This is a genomic window from Hyphomonas johnsonii MHS-2, assembly GCF_000685275.1.
Taxonomy (GTDB): domain Bacteria; phylum Pseudomonadota; class Alphaproteobacteria; order Caulobacterales; family Hyphomonadaceae; genus Hyphomonas; species Hyphomonas johnsonii.
In genome coordinates, this window is record NZ_ARYK01000003.1 from 259,352 (window position 1) to 277,900 (window position 18,549).

Below are 18,549 nucleotides of genomic sequence, written 5' to 3' on the forward strand. Positions count from 1 at the left end.
TATCAGCCCTCTGCCGGGTCGCCATGCTGCAGGATCAGCCTTTCGGCCAGCGCGACGTCTTCCGGCGTGTCGATGCCCGGAATGGCAATCGGGTCCGGTTCGACTTCAACGCACTGGATCGACATGCCGTTTTCAAGCAGGCGCAACTGCTCCAGGCCCTCGAGCTGTTCGTAATGGCCCTCCGGCAGGCTGACATAGCGGCGCAGGGCCGCAAGCCTGAAGGCATAGAGTCCGATATGGCGGCAGACCGGCGACAGTGGGCCAGCCGCGCGCAGGGCGGCTTCCTTGCGGATTGCCGGCAAGATGATCTTCGAGAACCAGAGGGCGCGGCCGCCCGCGTCATGCACCAGAGTCGTGCCTGAAAAGGGCGTCTCGCGCTTGTGGGCCCTGAGCGCGTCGAGCGCCTCCCAGGTCAGGCGGACATAGGGTGTTGCTGCGTCCGCGCCTGAAGACAGCGCTGCCTGCGCAACGGCGGCGACATGCGATGGTGGCGTGAACGGCGAGTCACCCTGCAGGTTGACGATGATCTCCGGCGCAACGCCCAGCGCGTCGGCGGCGGCGAGGGCGCGGTCACTGCCGGACGGCAGGGCCGGATCGGTCATCACGACCGGGACGCCAAGCGCACTGCAATGGGTTTCGATCCGCGCATCGTCTGTCGCGACGACATAGGTGGCGTCTTCAAGGGCCTGCGCCGCCTTGCCAGCCATTGCGGCGACGCGGCTGACCATCGAACGCCCTGCGATCAGTGTCAGCGGCTTGCCGGGGAACCGGGTCGAGCCGAAGCGGGCGGGAACAACGATGAGTGTTTTCATGTCCGGACCCCTCGCTGGCGGCGCCTAAAGGCGTTCCTGCGCAGCGTCATCGGCCTCGCGCATGTCCTGCATCAGGCCGATCACCGGGCCGATCCATTCCAGCGTCTGCTCGCCGACGCCTTCATCCCGGAGAAACTCGGTGAACGCCGGCACGAGATTGTCGGCACCGCCACACTGGTCGACCGCGGATTCAAGCTCCGGCACGACGATCGACTGGAACGTGTCGGCAAACCGCTGGATCTGCTTGCGGTTGCCGATCAGCTGCATGGCCACCACCGGATTGATGTCGCCCTCGCTGTCCTGCAGGCGCCGCAGGTCGCCGATCATGCCCCGGTTGTTCGAGGCAAATCGATTCAGCACTTTCTCGGTCCGGAAATCGACCCATTCGGACGTGCACGGTTCCGGCTCCACCGAGGCGCAGGCGGACAGGGCCACGAGGCCGGCAATGGAAAGCAGGAAAGTCTTGATGGTCATGGTGCGCTCCCGTCAGGACCCGGCGAGGCGAATCTCAGGATTCCATCCTAATCGGCGCAGGCGGACGCGCAAAGCGGCAATTCAGCGGCCCGGAAACAGTCGACCCCGGCGCTGTAGGGGTACGCACCGGGGCCGCGTCAGGACAGGGTGCGGGCGCACCTCGTCCCTATTTGGTGATTTCGATGACCCGGCGCGAACTCTTGGTCTTGCCAAACGCCTTCTTCTCTTCGTCGCACAGCTGGTCGCTGCCTTCGATGACGGCGAGCGTTTCAGGGGCGCTGAGACGGGTTGCATCGCCCTGGACGCAGACGACACTGAGCGCTTCGCCGCCGGCGACGGCCTGATTCATTATCCGGGCTTCACCCTTGGCGAGATTGGCGTCGCGGCAGCTGACGGCGAGCGTTTGAAGCGATGCGGCCACATCGTCCATGCGGCTCTCGAAGGAGTTGCCATAGGCCGCATCGACGCGCATCTCCAGGTCCTGGGTCAGGCCGTCGATACGGGCCTCGAGCTCAGCATTGGCGGCGTCTGACTCGTCACCATATTGCTCTTCCCAGGCTGCGACACGCTGGTCGACCACCTTTTCCCATTCCGTCATCCGGGCCTCGTAGGCCTGTGCCCAGGCATCCCATTCCGCTTCGTTGGCGTCCGACATGTCTTCGCTGCGGTAGATGAAGACATGCTGCTCGTCGGAGCCGTCGCCGCCGTCCAGGTGGGTGCCGTGGACGCCGGCGGGCACGTGCGGCGTGGCCGGCATTGCGGGCATTTCCGGCATCGGGGGCAGCGGCGGCATCGGTGGTGGCACCACGAACTTGCGCGTCTCCATGCTGATCTTCTCGCTGAGGTGGCGGATCTCGTCATTGGCCATCGGGTCCGGATGGTTGAACGGCTCTCCCAGCACCACGAACTGGCGGTCCTTCACTTCCGCGCCATCAATATAGAGCGTCGCATTTTCGATCTTGAGCCGGACCGGCTGTCCATCCAGCCGTTCATCGGCATTTGCTGTCACGGAAGCAGTCGTGACGAGTGCCGCCGAGCCGAGCAGCGCTGTCAGGCCAAGACCTGCCAGGCGGCGTGCACGGGTCGGCACGGGATAGGCAAGCAGGCGCATGCGTTCCTTCAGCGAGTGCGTCAGGGGCAGGCTGGCAGCAGACGGCAGGCGCTCGGGGAAAGACAGGCGGACCGCTTTCAGCAGTGTTGCGCCGTATTCGTGCGGGCTGGCGGCGCCGGAGCGCAGCACATCGCTGTCGCAGGCGGCTTCCTGGTCGGTGCGGAACGCCCGGCGGCCGACATGGGCCAGCGGGTTGAACCACAGGCAGGCGACGAACAGTTCAGCCACTTGCAGGGCCCACAGGTCGCCGCGCCGGATATGCGTCAGCTCATGGGCAAGCGCGGCGCGTTGCTGGGCCCGGTCATAGTCGTCTTCGAACCAGGCGGGCAGCAGCACGACAGGGCGCAGCAGGCCGGTAACCAGCGGGCCGGTCGAGATCAGGCTCGTCGCAACCCGCAGCTTGCCTTTGACTCCGACCTGGCGGGCCACATCCTCGGCGAGCGCCTGCAGCCGGGGCGACACTGGCGATTTCTCGCGGTCGACCACTGCCATGAAACTGGCCTGCGCCCAGACATTGCGAAGGATCATGCAGGCGGCGCCGATCACCCAGATCGCCAACAGGCCGGGAACGATCATCGCGGCCAGGTCAGGCCCGCCCAGCACGGATGCTGCGGGCGCCGCAACCTCGGTATCGAATGTCGAAGACCGGATCACGTTGACGACCGTGCCGGCGGCCTCGCCCGGATGTGTGACGAACGCCATCCCGGCATGCGCAGCGGGCGCAGGTGCTGCCGCTTCAGCAGCCGTTGACATGGCCGTGGTCGGCGCGAGACCCAGGACACTCATCCAGGAAACCGGGCCGGAAAGGGGAGGCATCACCATGCGGGCCAGCGGGACCAGCCACAGCGCATAAGCGATACCGGCGCCAAACCTGCGGGCCACCGGCTTTCGGCCGACCAGCACCAGGCCGATCAGGATCGATACCGCGATGACCATCTCGATCAGCGCTTTCGGGTCGGGTGTCAGCAGTTCGGCGCTCATTTCTTCAGGTCCCCCAGGAGTTTTTCCAGCTCGGCAATGTCTTGCTTGGTCAATCCGCGGCTGTCGGCGAGGTGGGCAACCAGCGGTGCGGCGCGGCCTGAAAACACGCGGTCAATGAATTGCCCCGCCGCCTTCGCCTTGTAGGAATCTTCGTCGATAGCCGGAAAGTAGAGATAGCGGCGGCCGTCTTCGGTGGTCACAACGGCGCCTTTCTCGACAAGGCGCGCGAGCAGGGTCTTCACGGTCCTGCTCGTCCAGTCTTTCTCCGCGCCGAGCGCGTCGTGAACGTCGCTGGCGGCGATGCCCGGGCGTTCCCAGAGCACGCCCATGACGTCGAGTTCTGCAGCAGATATTTTCATGCCGAGGCTCTCCCAAGCTTGGACTACAAGCGTAGTCTTAATCCGGGACTACGCTTGTGGTCAATAAGTTTCTCGTGACAATGTCGTAACCCCGGCCTTGATGTCGCGCGGGTGATCTTGTCCCTTCTATTCGGACAAGCCGTCCTGTAGGGTCAGCCGGAGCGCCCGCCATGGAGCGCGACAGGGAGATGTCGATGAACAAAGGCATGTTGGGCGCACTGGCGCTGGTACTGGTGCCGGTCGGCTGTGCAACGGACGGCACCCCTGGCGAATATGGTGCGATCCTCGGTGAGGTCTTCGGCTCGCAGACGGCGACGGCCGGCACGCTCAGCCAGGCTGAAATCGATGCCGGCCTGCGCGAAGCGCTGACGGTCGGCACCAATCTCGTCGCCGCCCGGCTCGGCCAGCCGAATGGCTATTTCAGCGATCCGCGCGTGCACATCCCGCTGCCCAACACCTATCGCGACATCCAGAAAAATCTCAGCCTGATTGGCGCAAGCGGGCCTCTCGACGATCTCGAACTGCGCATGAACCGTGCCGCCGAAGCCTCCGTTCCCGAAGCCAAGGCCCTCGTCCTCGGCGCCATCCGTTCGATCACGATCGAAGATGCGCTCCAGATCCTGAATGGCGGCGACACGGCAGCGACGGACTTCCTGCGCAACAAGACACAGGCACAGCTGCGCCAGGCATTCACGCCTTATGTCAGCACCGCCCTTGCCCAGTCCGGCGCCTTCACATCCCTCGAACAGGCAGCCAGCCAATACAATCTCGGCGGCGTGACGACAAAACTGCAGGGCGACCTTACGACACACGCCGTTGATCTCGGCCTGGACGGGCTTTTCCTCTACGTCGCGGATGAGGAGAAGAAAATCCGCGAGAACCCCGTTGCACGCACGACCGACATCCTGCGCCGGGTATTCGGGAACAGGACCTGATGCGAAGAATACGCAGTGAACTGAAGGCCGGCGGGGAGATTGCCGGAATAGAATTTGGCGACCCCATCAAGCCCTACGCCGCCATCTGGCTGCATGCGACCGGCTTCAACGCGATGACCTACCAGTCACTGCTGGCCCCTCTCGGCCTCCGGGCACGGGTTGCGGCACTCGACATGCGCGGGCATGGCCGCTCGACGCTGCCGGCCCGGCCAGGCGGCCTTGCCTCATGGGCGCGCTTCCGCGATGACATCATCGAGTGGCTGGACAAGGAAGCGCCCCAGGGCGTCGTCCTCGGCGGGCACTCCATGGGCGGATGCGTTGCGCTTCTTGTCGCCGGAAAACGCCCGGACCTCGTGAAGGGCCTTGTCCTGGCCGACCCGGTCATCCTGTCCCGCCGGATATATTTCTGGAACCACGTCCTGCCGCTCGTTTCCAGTCTGATATCCCGCAACCACATGGCCAAGCGGGCGCGCAAGCGCAAACCGGTGTTCAAGTCGTTCCGCGACGCGCTGGAATCCTATACCGGCCGCGGCGCCTTCAGCACCTGGCGCGAGCCCTTCCTGGCGGACTACCTGCTGGATGGCATCGAACGGGTCGACTCTGGCTCGGCCGACGATGCCGAGCAGACATGGCGGCTGCTGTGCGAACCGAAATGGGAGGCGGCGGTCTTCGCGGCGCAGCGCAACCGGCCCTGGGGCGCCATGCGCAAGGTCAAGAAAAAGCGCATTCCGATCTCTGTCCTTCGCCCCAACTCGGATTCCGTCATCAGCGGCAAGGTGCGCGCCAAGCTGATCCAGCTGAACCCGAACATGGTGATGAAACAGGTGCGCGGAACCTCGCATTTCCTCCCCATGGAGGCCCCTTACGAAGTCCGCGACCAGCTTTCGGCCTTTATCGCGCGTCTCGTCGAAGGGTTTACCGTCGAAGAGGACGGCCCCGTTGTCCGTTCGCTGTATGCCCGCCGGCGGCGTGTCAGCTAGGCCCGGCAGGCCCCTCGGCCCGGCCTGATAGAATTTCTGATCTGACTTTCGTGTTCGGTACGCACAGGATCGATTGCGCTTGAGGCGCGTTCAGGTCTAATCGCCCCGCAATCCTGGAGCAGGTCGCATGGTGGAATTTCTGCATTCTTCGCCCGTGCAGATCGCGGTGGTGCTTTTCCTCGTCGGAATCGTCTTTTTCGGGTTCGTGCGCGAGTCCCTGCCGGCGGATGTCATTGCCCTGATGGCGATGGGCACGTTGATGCTGACCGACATTCTCAGTGTGAAGGAAACACTGGGCGTGTTTTCCAACGCCGCGCCGCTGACCATCGCGGCGATGTTCGTCCTCTCGGCCGCGCTCGACCGCACGGGCGTCATCGACCTGGCCGGGCGATGGGTCTGCCGGCTTGCCGAGAACTGGCCCCCCATCGTTGCCGTGCTCGCCATGATGGTCTGCGTGATCGTCCTGTCGGCCTTCATCAACAACACGCCGGTTGTCGTCGTCCTGATCCCGGTCGCGATCCGGCTGGCCAAGGCGCTGGACATTTCGCCGTCGAAACTGCTGATCCCGCTGTCCTTCGCCTCGATATTCGGTGGCACGACGACGCTGATCGGCACATCCACCAACCTGCTGGTCGATGGCGTGGCGCAGGATGGCGGCCTTGCCCCGTTCGGCATGTTCGAGATCACGGCGGCGGGCAGCCTGATGGCGCTGGCCGGCATGGCCTATTTCGTTATTGCCGGCTGGTGGCTGCTGCCGGCGCGCACCACCCTGGCCGGCATGCTGCCGGACCAGCGCGAGCGCCGTTTCATCGCCCAGATCCTGATCCCCATCGATTCGATCCTCGTCGGGCGGCCGCTGTCCGAGACCGGATTTTCGGCGCAACGCGGATTCAAGATCATCGACGTGCTGCGCGAAAGCGTGTCGCTGAAGGCATCCCTCGGCAAGCTGGTGCTGCGCGGCGGCGACCGGATCGTGCTGCGCTCGCCGGTCTCGGAAATGCTGACTCTCAAGGAACTCGGCCATGTGGCGATCGGTGCGGCAGCCACCGACCCGACCGCGTTCGAGCCGGTCCAGGCGTCCGAAGTGATCATCGCGGAGGGCGTCATCGGCCCGCAATCGCGCCTCATTGGCCGCCGTCTTGTCGGCCTCGGCCTCGCCCGCCTCTACGGCGTCTACATCATGGCGGTCCACCGGCATGGCGAGAACATAACCGACAAGCTGGACGAGATGCGCCTCGATGTCGGCGACACGGTGCTGGTCGAAGGACCCGCGACAGGCATGCGCCAGATGTTCGAGGACGGCGCGCTCAACAATCTCACCGCCACCAGCGACCGTGCCGTCCGGCGCGGCAAGGCGTGGATCGCGGTCCTGGCGGTCCTGCTGGTAATGGGCCTGGCTGCAGTCGAGCTGTTGCCGATTGCCGCGCTTGCCATCATCGCTGCCACGGCCGTTGTCGCGCTCGGCTGTCTTGACCACCAGGAAGCCTACCAGTCGATCCGCTGGGACATATTGATGCTGATCTTCGGCATGCTGGCGCTTGGCCAGGCCATGGAGAAGACCGGCGCGGTCAGCCTGTTGATCGACAGCGTGGCCGGTCCGATGGGCCAGCTCGGTCCGTTTGCGCTCCTGGCCATGCTCTACCTTGTCACCTCCGCCCTCACGGAGATTATCAGCAACAACGCCGCCGCGATCCTTCTCACCCCCATCGCGATCGGTTTCGGCACGCATCTCGGCATCGACCCGCGGCCGTTCGTGGTCGCGGTCATGTTTGCAGCCAGCGCCAGTTTCGCAACGCCGATCGGATACCAGACGAATACGCTGGTCTACACGGCAGGCGGTTACAGGTTCACGGACTTCATCAAGGTCGGCCTGCCGCTGAACCTGCTCCTGTTCGGCGTGGCGATGGTCGTGATCCCGCTGTTCTGGCCGCTCGCCTGACGCCTACCAGAGGTCCCGGTCGGGCGCGGCGGCGCGGGCCAGCTTCTCCATCAGGCCGTCTAGCTGGGCGTGTTCCTCTGCGCTCAGCGCGCTGACAAGGTTGCGTTCGGCGCCAAGCGCGATCGGCACGATCTGCTCATACACGTCCTTGCCTTTCGCCGTCAGCGACAGGAGGGCGCGACGTCCGTCCTCGAGCGAGGCCTCGCGGGCGATGTGGCCGCTGTCCAGCAGGCTGGCGACGGCCCGGCTGACGGCCACCTTGTCCATCGCGGTGAACTGGCCGATCTCGGTTGCCGTGATCGCGGCATTCTCGCCCAGCACGGCCATGACCCGCCACTGCCAGATTGAAAGCCCGAACGCGCGGTCGTACAGATCGGCTATGCCGCGTGACACCGTATTGGACAGGACCGACAGGCGGTAGGGCAGGAATTCGCGCAGGCGAAGGACGGTTTTGTCGGCAGGATCAGGCATGGCTTTGGTCCGGATATAGGCTTGCAATCGGGCGAAATATAGTTACATATGAAACTATATTAGTCCACCGCAATCGGGAGTGAACCATGGCCGACTTGTTTGACAACCCCGCCGGGCTCGACGGATTCGAGTTCATCGAATTTTCGGCGCCGAAAAAAGGCATTCTCGAGCCTGTGCTCGAAACCATCGGCATGACCCGGGTGGCGCGCCACCGCTCGAAGGATGTCGAACTCTGGCGTCAGGGCGGCATCAACCTCATCACCAATTACGAGCCGAAATCGCCGGCCTGGTATTTCAGCCGCGAGCATGGCCCGTCGGCCTGCGGCATGGGCTTTCGCGTCAAGGACGCCCGCAAGGCGTATGAGCACCTGCTGAAACAGGGCGCCGAGCCGGTCGAGATGACCACCGGCCCGATGGAACTGCATATCCCCGGCATTCGCGGCATCGGCAACGCGATCATCTATCTCATCGACCGTTACGATACCGGCCAGAATGAACTCTCGATCTATGACATCGATTTCGAATACCTGCCGGGTGTCGACCGCAATCCTGTCGGCGCGGGCTTCAAGCTGATCGACCACCTGACCCACAACGTCTATGGCGGCCGCATGAAGTACTGGGCAGACTTCTACGAGAAGCTCTTCAACTTCCGCGAAATCCGCTATTTCGACATCAAGGGCGAATATACCGGCCTCACCTCCAAGGCGCTGACGGCACCGGACGGCAAGATCCGCATCCCGCTGAATGAAGAAGGCGAAGGCGGCAAGGGCCAGATCGAGGAATTCCTGCGTGAGTTCAACGGCGAGGGCATCCAGCACATCGCCCTCATCTGCGACGACCTCGTCGCCTGCTGGGACCGCCTCAAGAAACTCGGCGTGCCGTTCATGACAGCGCCGCCGAAAGCCTATTACGACATGCTCGACGCCCGCTTGCCGGGTCATGGCGAGCCGGTCGAAGACCTCAAGATGCGCGGCATCCTGCTCGACGGCACGACCGAGGGCGGCGAACCGCGCCTCCTGCTGCAGATCTTTGCGCAGGCCCAGGTCGGCCCGGTCTTCTTCGAATTCATCCAGCGCAAGGGCGACTACAAGGACGGCTTCGGCGAGGGCAACTTCAAGGCCCTGTTCGAAAGCATGGAGCGCGACCAGGTCGAGCGCGGTGTGCTGAAGGTCGAGGAAAAGGTGTGAAAGACGACAGCCCAGTGAACGGACTCATCCTGAGCGAAGTCGAAGGATGCGCCTCCCGGAACGAATTCCGCCACGGCCCGCGCCCGCCCTTCGACTTCGCTCAGGGTGAGCGCTCATGAGTGAGGTTTCCATGACTGATGCCCCAAATCTTCAAGGCGTCCACCACGTCGCCTATCGCTGCAAGGATGCCAAGGAAACGGTCGAGTTCTACCACGACGTTCTCGGCATGGATTTCCAGCTTGCCATCGCGGAAGACCATGTGCCCTCGACCGGGGCCTATGACCCCTACATGCACATCTTCCTCGATGCCGGGAACGGCAACGTGCTCGCCTTTTTCGAGCTGCCCGAACAGCCGGCCATGGACCGCGACCACAACACGCCGCAATGGGTCCAGCACATCGCCTTCAAGGTCGCCACGATGGACGACCTGACGGCCGCCAAGGCGCGCGCCGAGGCGCATGGGCTGGATGTCGTCGGCCCGACCAATCACGGTATCTTCCGCTCGATCTATTTCTTTGACCCCAACGGCCATCGCCTGGAACTGGCCTGCAATACCGGCACGCCGGAACAGATGGCCGAGCTGAAACGCGTCGCGCCCGAGATGCTGGAAGAGTGGAGCCGCACGAAGAAAGCGCCAAGACATGCGGCCTGGCTGCACGAAAAGATCGCGACGGAAAACCACTGAGAGGCGCTGCGATGCTTCGCGCCGTTTCCAACGACTCCTTGAGCAAGGAAGATAGTGTTCCTGCTCTGGCTAGCCTATATCATGGCTTTCATGGCTCTAGCGATGGTGAGCCGGTTGCTTCATTTTGAGCCCCGATATTTTGTCCCTGTTCCTGACCTTCCCTGCCGTTGTGCACAGCCTGGTCCAGCGCCAGTCCGAGAAATCCAGTAAGGACGAAGACATGAAACGCGTCACGCTGAAACATGGCACTGCCTGGGTCGCATCGGTCCTGCTCGCCGCATTCGCATCCCCCCATGCCTATGCTGACAGGCTGGTGATCCCGCTGACAGACACGGAAAGCCTGACACATATCGAGGAGTTCAACTGGTTCGGCGGCGAGGATGATTTCACCGCCGGAATCAGTTTTGCGGATTTCGATGGCGATGGTGATCTCGATATTGCCGCGGTAAACGGGCGCCACTGGCCGGTTGCGGACATGTTGCTGCTCAATGATGGCAAGGGCCATTTCCCGATGGCGGCCGAAATCGGCGAATGGCGCACCACCGGCTATGGCGGGTGCCCGGCGGATATCGACAAGGATGGCGACATGGACTTGCTGGTGCCGCGTGACTGGCTGCCCGTCGCCGTATTCCGCAATGACGGCGCAGGCCGCCTTGCTGACGCTGGCGAGATTGGCGAGGCCGGCGCGGCACGCGGCTGTGCGACGGCGGACATCAACAATGACGGTGCGACCGACCTGGTCATTGCAGACCGCAGGGGCGGGTCCTTCCTCGCCCTCGGGCCGCTCGGGCCGGACGCCAGAACGGTTCCGCTGTCAGACCTGCCGGCCGTTGGAGTGACCCTTGGTGACCTGAACGGTGACGGCGAGGTCGACACGGTGCTGGCCCTGCGCGGCGAGGCGACGCTTGCGGTCTTCCTCAGCAATGGCGACGGTTACGCCGCCCCGGATCTCGTCGGCGACGCAGAGTGGGAGTCCCGTTCCGTGGCGCTGGCCGACTGGGATGGCGACGGAGACCTGGATCTTGTCACCGCTATCCTGTCCGGCGCGAACCGTGTGTTCCTCAACGATGGTGGCAAGTTCACCCGCTCAACACCGATCGGCCCGGAGGACGAGGTATCACAGGGCGTGCGTGTCGCTGATCTCAACGCCGATGGGCGCCCGGATGCCATCTTCGCCAATGAAGGCCCGAACGCGGTTGTGATGAACATTGAAGGCCCGCCGCAGCGGACCCTGTTGCCGGGCGACAGCGACACTTACGATCTCGCCGTGGGCGACCTGAATGGCGACGACCTGCCGGATATCGGCTTTGCCAATTCGGACGCCTCCAACACCCTCTTTTTCCTGAAACGCAGCGGAGATACTGAATGAAACTCGCCACACTGAAGAATGGCGCCCGAGATGGCCGCCTCGTCGTCGTTTCCAAGGACCTGACAAAATGCACCGACGCCGCGCGCATCGTGCCCACCTTGCAGGCCGCACTCGACGACTGGGCCGACTGCGCGCCCCGGCTGCAGCAGCTCGCCGACCAGGTCGAGATCGGCTCGGTGCCGACCTTCCGCTTCCATGAGCATGACTGCGAAAGCCCGCTGCCGCGTGCCTATCAATGGGCTGACGGCTCGGCCTATATCAACCACGTCGAACTCGTCCGCAAAGCGCGCGGCGCCGAAGTGCCGGAAAGCTTCTATGATGACCCGCTGATGTACCAGGGCGGCTCCGATGCCTTCCTTGGCCCGCGCGATGACATCCCCCTCGCCGATGTCGCCTGGGGCTGTGACATGGAAGGCGAGATCGCCGTCATCACCGATGACGTGCCCGCCGGTGTGTCCGAGAAGGACGCTGCCGGCCATATCAAGCTCGTCCTCCTGTGCAATGACGTCTCCCTGCGCGGCCTGATCCCGGGCGAACTTGCCAAGGGCTTCGGCTTCTTCCAGTCGAAACCGCCCAGTGCGTTCAGCCCGGTCGCCGTGACGCCCGACGAACTCGGCACGGCCTGGAAAGACAGCCTCGTCCACCTGCCGCTGCGCATCGATTATAACGGCAAGCCCTTCGGCCGCGCCGAAGCCGGACAGGACGCCACGTTCAGCCTCGCGCGGCTTGTGTCCCACGCCGCCAAGACCCGCCCGCTCAGCGCCGGTACGGTCATCGGATCGGGCACGGTCTCCAACAAGGGCGAGGATGGCGGCCCCGGAAAACCGGTCAGCGAAGGCGGTCGCGGCTATTCCTGCATTGCCGAAATCCGCATGATTCAACAATTGTTGAAAAATGCGCCTGAGACCCCCTTCATGTCTCCGGGAGATGTGGTACGAATTGAGATGCTGGATGGCGAAGGCCATTCGATTTTCGGTGCAATTGAGCAAAAGGTGACATCGGCCTGATGGCAAGCAAGGTCTACAACAACGCGAGCGAGGCGCTGGACGGTCTCACATTCGACGGCATGACCGTCATGTGTGGCGGCTTCGGCCTCTGCGGTATCCCGGAAAACCTGATCGCGGCCCTGCGCGACAGCGGCGTGAAGGGCATTACGGCGATTTCCAACAATGCCGGTGTCGATGGCTTCGGCCTCGGCCTGCTGCTCGAAACGCGCCAGATCCGGAAGATGATCTCGTCCTATGTCGGCGAGAACAAGGAATTCGAACGCCAGTACCTTTCCGGCGAACTCGAGCTGGAATTCAATCCGCAAGGCACGCTGGCCGAACGCTGCCGGGCAGGGGGCGCGGGCATTCCCGGCTTCTATACCAAGACCGGCGTCGGCACGATCATCGCCGATGGCAAGGAACACCGCGAGTTCAATGGCGAGACCTACATTCTCGAAACCGGTCTCGTTGCCGACGTCTCGCTCGTGAAGGCCGAGAAGGCCGACACCCAGGGCAACCTGATCTTCAACAAGACGGCCCGCAACTTCAATCCGCCGATGGCGATGGCCGGCAAGGTCACGATTGCCGAAGTGGAGGAAATCGTCCCCACCGGCGATCTCGACCCGGATGAAATCCACCTGCCGGGCATATTCGTGCAACGCATCCTCAAAGGCAGCTTCGAGAAGCGCATCGAACAACGCACCACACGCAAGCGGGAGAGCATCTGATGCCCTGGACACGCGATGAAATGGCGGCCCGCGCCGCGCAGGAACTGCATGACGGTTACTATGTGAACCTCGGCATCGGCATTCCCACCATGGTGGCAAACCACATTCCGGAAGGCGTCGACGTGACGCTGCAGTCGGAAAACGGCATGCTCGGCATGGGCCCGTTCCCTTACGAGGGCGAGGAAGACCCGGACCTCATCAATGCCGGCAAGCAGACGATCACCACGCTGAACCGGACCAGCTTCTTCGACAGCGCCACCAGCTTCGCGATGATCCGCGGCGGCCATATCAACCTCGCCATCCTCGGCGCGATGGAAGTGGCCGAGAATGGCGATCTCGCCAACTGGATGATCCCCGGCAAGCTGGTCAAGGGCATGGGCGGGGCGATGGACCTGGTTGCCGGTGTCCAGCGCATCGTTGTCGTGATGGATCACGCCAACAAGAAGGGCGAAACCAAGGTCCTGAAGGCATGCTCCCTGCCGCTGACCGGCAAGAATGTCGTTGACCGCATCATCACCGATCTCTGCGTGATGGACGTTGTCCCCGGCGGCCTCAAGGTCATCGAACTTGCGCCCGGCGTCACGATGGATGAAGTAAGGGCGAAAACCGAAGCAACCCTGGTTGAATAAATGAACCCCGCATTCGAATCCCTCAACGCGCTTCCTTCGGACTCGCTTCTCGGTCTCATGACCGCCTATCGCGAAGACACCCGTGCCGAAAAGTTCGACCTTGGCGTCGGCGTCTACAAGGATGATTCAGGCCACACGCCGATCATGTCGGCGGTCGCAAAGGCCGAAGCCGTCATTCTCGAACAGCAAACCACCAAAGTGTATGAAGGCCCGCGCGGCAATCCGGATTTCTGCGCCGCCATCGAGCGGTTCGTGTTCGGTGACAGCTCGCACCTGATCGAGAAAGGCCGGCTCATTTCGATGACCACGCCCGGCGGTTGCGGCGCGCTCTATCTCGGCGTCGGCCTGATGAAGCGGCTTGGCGTCAAGACCGTCTGGCTCAGCCGGCCGACCTGGCCGAACCATTCGAACCTTGTGAAGAATACCGGTCTGGCGATCGCCGAATATGATTATGCCAACCCTGAAACCGGCACGGTCGATTTCGAAAGCCTGATGGCCAGCCTGTCGCGGACAAAGCGCGGTGACGGCATCATCATCCAGGGCCCGTGCCACAATCCGACCGGCATCGACCTCAGCGTCCAGCAGTGGATCGACCTGGCCATGCTCACTGTCGAGCGCGGCGTCATCCCGATGCTCGACATTGCCTATCACGGTTTCGCCGGTGGCCTCGAGACCGACATGGAAGGCGCGCGGCTGTTCCTCAAGATCGCCGAAGACTCGATGGTCTCCTATTCCTGCTCGAAGAATTTCGGCCTCTACCGCGAGCGGACAGGCTGCTTCCTCGGCCAGGCCTATACGAAGCGGGCCGCCGAAGCCGTGATGACCCACGTCGCAGACATTTCCCGCACCAGCTATTCCATGCCGCCTGCCCATGGCGCGGCGATCGTCGCCACCATCCTGGGCGACCCGGCTTTGCGCGCGGAATGGGAAGCTGAACTGACCGGGATGCGCGACCGCATGATCGGCCTGCGCAAGGCACTGGCTGACGCGCTCGTCGCAAAGACCGGGTCGAACCGTCTGGCGGCGCTTGCTGATCAGAACGGCATGTTCAGCCAGATCCCGGTCACGCCGGAAGCGACGAAAGACATGCGCGAGACACACGGCCTGTACCTGCCGGCATCCGGCCGCATCAACATTGCGGGCCTGCGTCAGACCGACATTCCGCGCATCGCCGAAATCATGGCGGAATATCTCTAGAGGCTCAGGCCCCGCGGCGCGAGTGTTTCAAGTTCAGCCAGCATGTCCGGCGGGGTCGGCATGGCCTTGCGCTTTTCGAGGTCCAGCGTGATCGCGACGACCTGGCTTGTCGCCCATGGCTTGCCGGTAGCCGGGTCCATCATCCAGTGCACCAGCGAATGCGTCTTCTCGGCCGTGCCGCCAAGCGACGTGTAGATCTCGAACAGGTCACCCGCCTTGGGCCAGCGATGGTAGCGCAGGCGGTTTTCCAGCACGGCTGCGCCCATCCGCCGGCCTTTGTCCGCACCCGCAACGCGGTTGCGCCAGTCGAACAACAGGTTCGGCACGCTGTCGGAAATGCGCCCGATGATCCAGGGCGGGGCCATGCGGCCATGCATGTCGAGATGGTGCTGCGGCACAGCGCCCTTGCCGATCAGCGGCATGCCAAGGTCGCGGGCCTGTTCGATCCCGATAGCGGCGGTTGCCAGGGTCGGCGCGTCCGGATCAAACGAGCGCGGCGCAGCTTCTGCCGGTGGTGTATCGATATGCGCCTCAAGGGCAGCACGGGCGCGGCGGCTCCACCCGAAAGTCTCGCGCGCCTTGGTGTCGATATGGGCCACGCGGGTCAGGAAGGCGGCTGACAGCAAGCCGTCGCTGTGGCGCAGTTCCTGGTAGATCACGGCATCGCTCTCGCCGATGCTGACAACACAGCCCTGCATGGTCAGGGGGCGTCCCGGCAGCACTTCGCGGATGAAGCGCACGTGCTGGTCGACCGGCACCAGCGTTGACGGCGCATTCTCCTGGAACGCGTAGGGCATCGCCAGCGCATGGCTGAAGGCCGCGAGCCCCTCCATCTGCTTCTCGACATAAAGGCGCACATTCATGTGCCCCATCTCGTCGCAATCCCATTGGTTGCAACTGCCTCGCCAGAGAGTGATCACGCAGCACAATCCCGGCAGGTGCCGCGCACTTCGATGACAGCGCGCGTCATGTTGAATCCGGCTGCGGCGGTTTCGACCTTGAGGGCCTGGCTGGTCGACACCGCGTGCAGTTCCTCGGCGCCGCCGCAGCTGTCGCAGATCAGGAACACGGCAGAGTGGCTGTGGCTCGCATGGCCGCAGGCAACATAGGCGTTGAGGCTTTCGATCTTGTGCGCCAGGCCCGATTCCTGGAGGAAATCGAGCGCGCGGTAGACTGTCGGTGGCTTTGCAGAGCCCTCGCCGTCAAGATTCGCAAGCAGGTCGTAGGCCTTGGCTGGTTCGGCACTTTCCAGCAGGAGGCGCAGCACCTTGCGGCGGATACGCGTCATCCGGGCGCCGCGGCGCATGACCAGGGCTTCGGCATCGTTCAGGAACGTGTCCACATCCTGCGGGCTGCAGGGCGTGTTGGCGTGAACGTGCGCAGATGAGGGTTGGCTAGCCATGTACGCAATGTCGGGTGTTTTGGGCCTGATGTGAAGGGGTAAGTGTCTGGCAGGGTCCTTCAGGGCCTAGACGGCCCGGGCAAATCACCTGAGATTCGTTTCTGAGGCGAATCGAGAGGATGTGTAGATGGAATTGTCGGAACGCGGTGGACTGGAGCTCTGGCGCCGGGCAGTTACGGCATCCGTGCGCTCGGATGCCCCTGACCTGACGGCCCGCCAGCAAGCCATCCTGATGACCATTGCGTTGACCCCGGGGCCACATACCGTGCGCGGCCTGGCCGACCATCTCGACATTGCCAAGCCTGCCGTCACGCGGGCGCTGGACACGCTGTCCCGCCTCGATTTCGTCCGCCGGGTGAAGGATGACAACGACCTGCGCAACATCTTCATCGAGCGCACGTCGGCCGGAATGTCGTATTTGCGCACCTTTGCCGGCCTTGTTCTCGCCGCAGCTTCGGGCAAGGATGAAGACACGCTGGCGCCGCGCACCGGAAAATCATCAAGCGCGGTTGCCTGATCCGAAACGCTGTCCAGGCTGGCTGATACAATGCCCGACTATTCCGATCCCAGACTGGCTCTCCCTCCGGGGGAGGGCGCTGCCTGGCAGGTCAGCGCCGGTATGGCGCCGGTATTCGAGACGCCAGCGCCGGATGCGCGCCTGGCGACCCAGGCCCTGCACGGCGAAATCCTGGACATATTCGCCCAAGACGGCGCGTTCGGCCTCGCCCGCTGCCGGCGCGACCACTATGTCGGCTGGGTCCCGATGGCGTCGCTCTCCCAGCCGGTGCATGCGCCGACTCACAAGGTCAGGACGCTGCGGACGCACGCCTATTCGGCGCCCGACCTGAAATCACCCCCGCAGACCGTGCTGTCCCTGGGCGCCCACGTGACGGCGTCCGGTACGCAAGGCGACTATGTGCAGTGCGAACACGCCGGATGGGTCCACACGCGCCACCTGGCGCCTCTGGGCACCATGGAACCCGATCCTGTCACCACCGCAGAGCGCTACCTCCACACGCCCTACCTGTGGGGCGGGCGCGACAGCCTTGGCCTCGACTGCACGGGGCTGACGCAGCAGGCGTTCGAAGCTGCCGGCGTCCTCCTGCCGCGCGACAGCGACATGCAGCTGGCCTGGGCCGGCGACGAGATTGTCGACTGGAAAGTGTCCGGCGCGCTGAAACGCGGCGATATCCTCTTCTGGAAGGGGCATGCGGGCATCATGACCGACACCCACCACCTGCTGCACGCCAATGCCTGGCACATGGCCGTGGCGCGCGAGCCGCTGGAAGACGCGATCACGCGGATCAAAACCTATTACGCCGAGCCCGTTGGGGCCCGGCGCATTGATATCGGGAAACTTGCCGGCCGTGTGCCGGACTGGATGGCCGAACCGGTCGCCTAGTCGTGCGACTCTTCGGCTGGGGCTGCCTCTGCAGGCGCGTCAGGGGCCTCGGCAGCGTCGGCTGGTGCTTCGCCCTCGGTGACCACCGGTTGCGCGTCTTCAGCGGGCGCAGCGCCGTCTGCAGGCACCGCTTCACCCTCGGCCGGGGCCGCTGATTCGCCTTCAACAGCTTCACCTTCAGCTGGCGCAGCCGCTTCATCAGCCGCCGCCATCGGCGCCGGGAAGGCCGGTGCGTTCGGGGAATTCGCTGCCAGGTAGGCAATGACGTTCACGCGATCAGAATCGCGGCGCAGGCCGGCAAACGACATCGACGTGCCGCGTGCGAACGCGCCCGGATTGGTCAGCCAGTGATCCATGTCTTCATAGGTCCAGTTGCCGCCAACCGCAGGAAGGGCCGCGGAATAGGTGAATCCCGGGTGCGCAGCCTTCGGTGCGCCGATCACCCCGTGCAGGTTCGGGCCGGTGCCATTGGCGCCGCCATCCGTGATATTGTGGCACGTCGTGCACTGGGCCTTGAATGTGCGTTCGCCTTTCGAAGCGTCTGCGCTGGCAAGCGCCGCGCCGAGGTCGAACACGTCTTCAACGACTTCAGCACCGCCACCACCGCCGTCGGCGACTTCAACACAGTACGCAAATTTGGCGCACATCTGTTCGCTCATCGAGGTCGCTTCAGCGTGCTCTTCGCCGTGGTGGCCTTCACCGCCACCCTGGCTGAACACGATGCCTGAAAGCTGATGCAGGCCCAGAAGGCCGAGTGCGGTGGCTAACAGTGCGCCGAGGATCTTGTTGGCACCGAGTTCTCCCATGGGGGCATTCCTTCGAATCTGTCTGGTCATGTGTCTTGGCGCGCGCCTTTTGGCACGCTAACGGGGTGCAGACAACATAAAGGCTGTGAGGAACGG

20 protein-coding genes are annotated in these 18,549 nt (G+C 63.8%); 12 read left to right on the plus strand and 8 right to left on the minus strand.

All coding sequences use genetic code 11. The features are described from left to right. Nucleotides 1-2: 2 nt before the first annotated feature. The 4 genes from HJO_RS08025 to HJO_RS08040 form a co-directional block, all read right to left on the minus strand. Nucleotides 3-812 carry a 3-deoxy-manno-octulosonate cytidylyltransferase gene (locus HJO_RS08025; RefSeq protein ID WP_035615832.1) on the minus strand — a complete coding sequence of 270 codons (810 nt, stop codon included), beginning with the start codon at nt 810-812 and terminating at the stop codon, nt 3-5. Between the two features lie 24 nt (nt 813-836). Continuing rightward, nucleotides 837-1,286 carry a hypothetical protein gene (locus tag HJO_RS08030; protein WP_035615834.1) on the minus strand — a complete coding sequence of 150 codons (450 nt, stop codon included), beginning with the start codon at nt 1,284-1,286 and terminating at the stop codon, nt 837-839. 166 nt (nt 1,287-1,452) lie between these two features. Then, nucleotides 1,453-3,378 (minus strand): M56 family metallopeptidase, encoded by a 1,926-nt coding sequence (locus tag HJO_RS08035; protein WP_035615836.1) that lies wholly within the window; start codon nt 3,376-3,378, stop codon nt 1,453-1,455. Then, complete coding sequence (locus tag HJO_RS08040) at nt 3,375-3,737, minus strand: BlaI/MecI/CopY family transcriptional regulator (RefSeq protein ID WP_035615839.1); 363 nt, start codon at nt 3,735-3,737, stop codon at nt 3,375-3,377. Before HJO_RS08040 ends, HJO_RS08035 begins: the two co-directional genes overlap by 4 nt. A 194-nt stretch (nt 3,738-3,931) precedes the next feature. Here HJO_RS08040 and HJO_RS08045 point away from each other — a divergent pair, with 194 nt between their 5' ends. The 3 genes from HJO_RS08045 to HJO_RS08055 all read left to right on the plus strand — a co-directional run bounded on the left by HJO_RS08045 (nt 3,932) and on the right by HJO_RS08055 (nt 7,591). Continuing rightward, nucleotides 3,932-4,672 (plus strand): DUF4197 domain-containing protein, encoded by a 741-nt coding sequence (locus HJO_RS08045; protein ID WP_035616152.1) that lies wholly within the window; start codon nt 3,932-3,934, stop codon nt 4,670-4,672. Then, a complete protein-coding gene (locus HJO_RS08050) occupies nt 4,672-5,652 on the plus strand; it encodes an alpha/beta fold hydrolase (RefSeq protein ID WP_035615841.1) in 981 nt (326 codons plus the stop codon). The genes HJO_RS08045 and HJO_RS08050 overlap by 1 nt, the downstream gene beginning before the upstream one ends. A 127-nt stretch (nt 5,653-5,779) precedes the next feature. After that, nucleotides 5,780-7,591: an SLC13 family permease gene (locus HJO_RS08055; RefSeq protein ID WP_035615844.1), complete on the plus strand. Its 1,812-nt coding sequence runs from the start codon at nt 5,780-5,782 to the stop codon at nt 7,589-7,591. Between the two features lie 3 nt (nt 7,592-7,594). On the opposite strand, the gene HJO_RS08060 is transcribed toward HJO_RS08055, so the two are convergent. Next, nucleotides 7,595-8,062, minus strand: a complete 468-nt coding sequence (locus tag HJO_RS08060) for a MarR family winged helix-turn-helix transcriptional regulator (protein ID WP_035615846.1) — start codon at nt 8,060-8,062, stop codon at nt 7,595-7,597. A gap of 86 nt (nt 8,063-8,148) precedes the next feature. On the opposite strand from HJO_RS08060, the gene hppD reads away from it, so the two are divergent. The 7 genes from hppD to HJO_RS08095 all read left to right on the plus strand — a co-directional run bounded on the left by hppD (nt 8,149) and on the right by HJO_RS08095 (nt 14,843). After that, on the plus strand, nt 8,149-9,249 hold the full coding sequence (gene hppD / locus HJO_RS08065) for a 4-hydroxyphenylpyruvate dioxygenase (RefSeq protein WP_035615848.1): 1,101 nt from the start codon (nt 8,149-8,151) through the stop codon (nt 9,247-9,249). A gap of 130 nt (nt 9,250-9,379) precedes the next feature. Then, a complete protein-coding gene (locus HJO_RS08070; protein ID WP_035616153.1) occupies nt 9,380-9,934 on the plus strand; it encodes a VOC family protein in 555 nt (184 codons plus the stop codon). Nucleotides 9,935-10,154: 220 nt separating this feature from the next. Next, the gene (locus tag HJO_RS08075; protein WP_156945499.1) at nt 10,155-11,303 is read left to right on the plus strand and encodes an FG-GAP repeat domain-containing protein; all 1,149 of its coding nucleotides are present in this window, start codon (nt 10,155-10,157) and stop codon (nt 11,301-11,303) included. Further along, nucleotides 11,300-12,310, plus strand: a complete 1,011-nt coding sequence (locus HJO_RS08080; protein ID WP_035615852.1) for a fumarylacetoacetate hydrolase family protein — start codon at nt 11,300-11,302, stop codon at nt 12,308-12,310. The genes HJO_RS08075 and HJO_RS08080 overlap by 4 nt, the downstream gene beginning before the upstream one ends. Further along, on the plus strand, nt 12,310-13,017 hold the full coding sequence (locus HJO_RS08085; protein WP_035615854.1) for a CoA transferase subunit A: 708 nt from the start codon (nt 12,310-12,312) through the stop codon (nt 13,015-13,017). The genes HJO_RS08080 and HJO_RS08085 overlap by 1 nt, the downstream gene beginning before the upstream one ends. Beyond that, complete coding sequence (locus tag HJO_RS08090) at nt 13,017-13,646, plus strand: CoA transferase subunit B (protein WP_035615856.1); 630 nt, start codon at nt 13,017-13,019, stop codon at nt 13,644-13,646. The genes HJO_RS08085 and HJO_RS08090 overlap by 1 nt, the downstream gene beginning before the upstream one ends. Then, nucleotides 13,647-14,843: an amino acid aminotransferase gene (locus HJO_RS08095; protein WP_035615858.1), complete on the plus strand. Its 1,197-nt coding sequence runs from the start codon at nt 13,647-13,649 to the stop codon at nt 14,841-14,843. It abuts the gene before it with no gap. Here HJO_RS08095 and HJO_RS08100 read toward each other — a convergent pair. Both HJO_RS08100 and HJO_RS08105 read right to left on the minus strand, forming a co-directional pair. Further along, nucleotides 14,840-15,763, minus strand: a complete 924-nt coding sequence (locus tag HJO_RS08100; RefSeq protein WP_084141766.1) for a thioesterase family protein — start codon at nt 15,761-15,763, stop codon at nt 14,840-14,842. The two genes, HJO_RS08095 and HJO_RS08100, sit on opposite strands and share 4 nt — an antisense overlap. After that, nucleotides 15,760-16,245, minus strand: coding sequence for a Fur family transcriptional regulator (locus tag HJO_RS08105; protein WP_035615862.1), 486 nt, complete (start codon nt 16,243-16,245; stop codon nt 15,760-15,762). Before HJO_RS08105 ends, HJO_RS08100 begins: the two co-directional genes overlap by 4 nt. A 127-nt stretch (nt 16,246-16,372) precedes the next feature. Here HJO_RS08105 and HJO_RS08110 point away from each other — a divergent pair, with 127 nt between their 5' ends. Both HJO_RS08110 and HJO_RS08115 read left to right on the plus strand, forming a co-directional pair. Then, a complete protein-coding gene (locus HJO_RS08110) occupies nt 16,373-16,762 on the plus strand; it encodes a MarR family transcriptional regulator (RefSeq protein WP_035615864.1) in 390 nt (129 codons plus the stop codon). Between the two features lie 30 nt (nt 16,763-16,792). Further along, complete coding sequence (locus HJO_RS08115) at nt 16,793-17,647, plus strand: C40 family peptidase (protein ID WP_035615866.1); 855 nt, start codon at nt 16,793-16,795, stop codon at nt 17,645-17,647. Here the strand turns inward: HJO_RS08115 and HJO_RS18815 are convergent. Beyond that, nucleotides 17,644-18,453 (minus strand): c-type cytochrome, encoded by an 810-nt coding sequence (locus HJO_RS18815; RefSeq protein WP_035615868.1) that lies wholly within the window; start codon nt 18,451-18,453, stop codon nt 17,644-17,646. The two genes, HJO_RS08115 and HJO_RS18815, sit on opposite strands and share 4 nt — an antisense overlap. Nucleotides 18,454-18,549 lie beyond the last annotated feature (96 nt).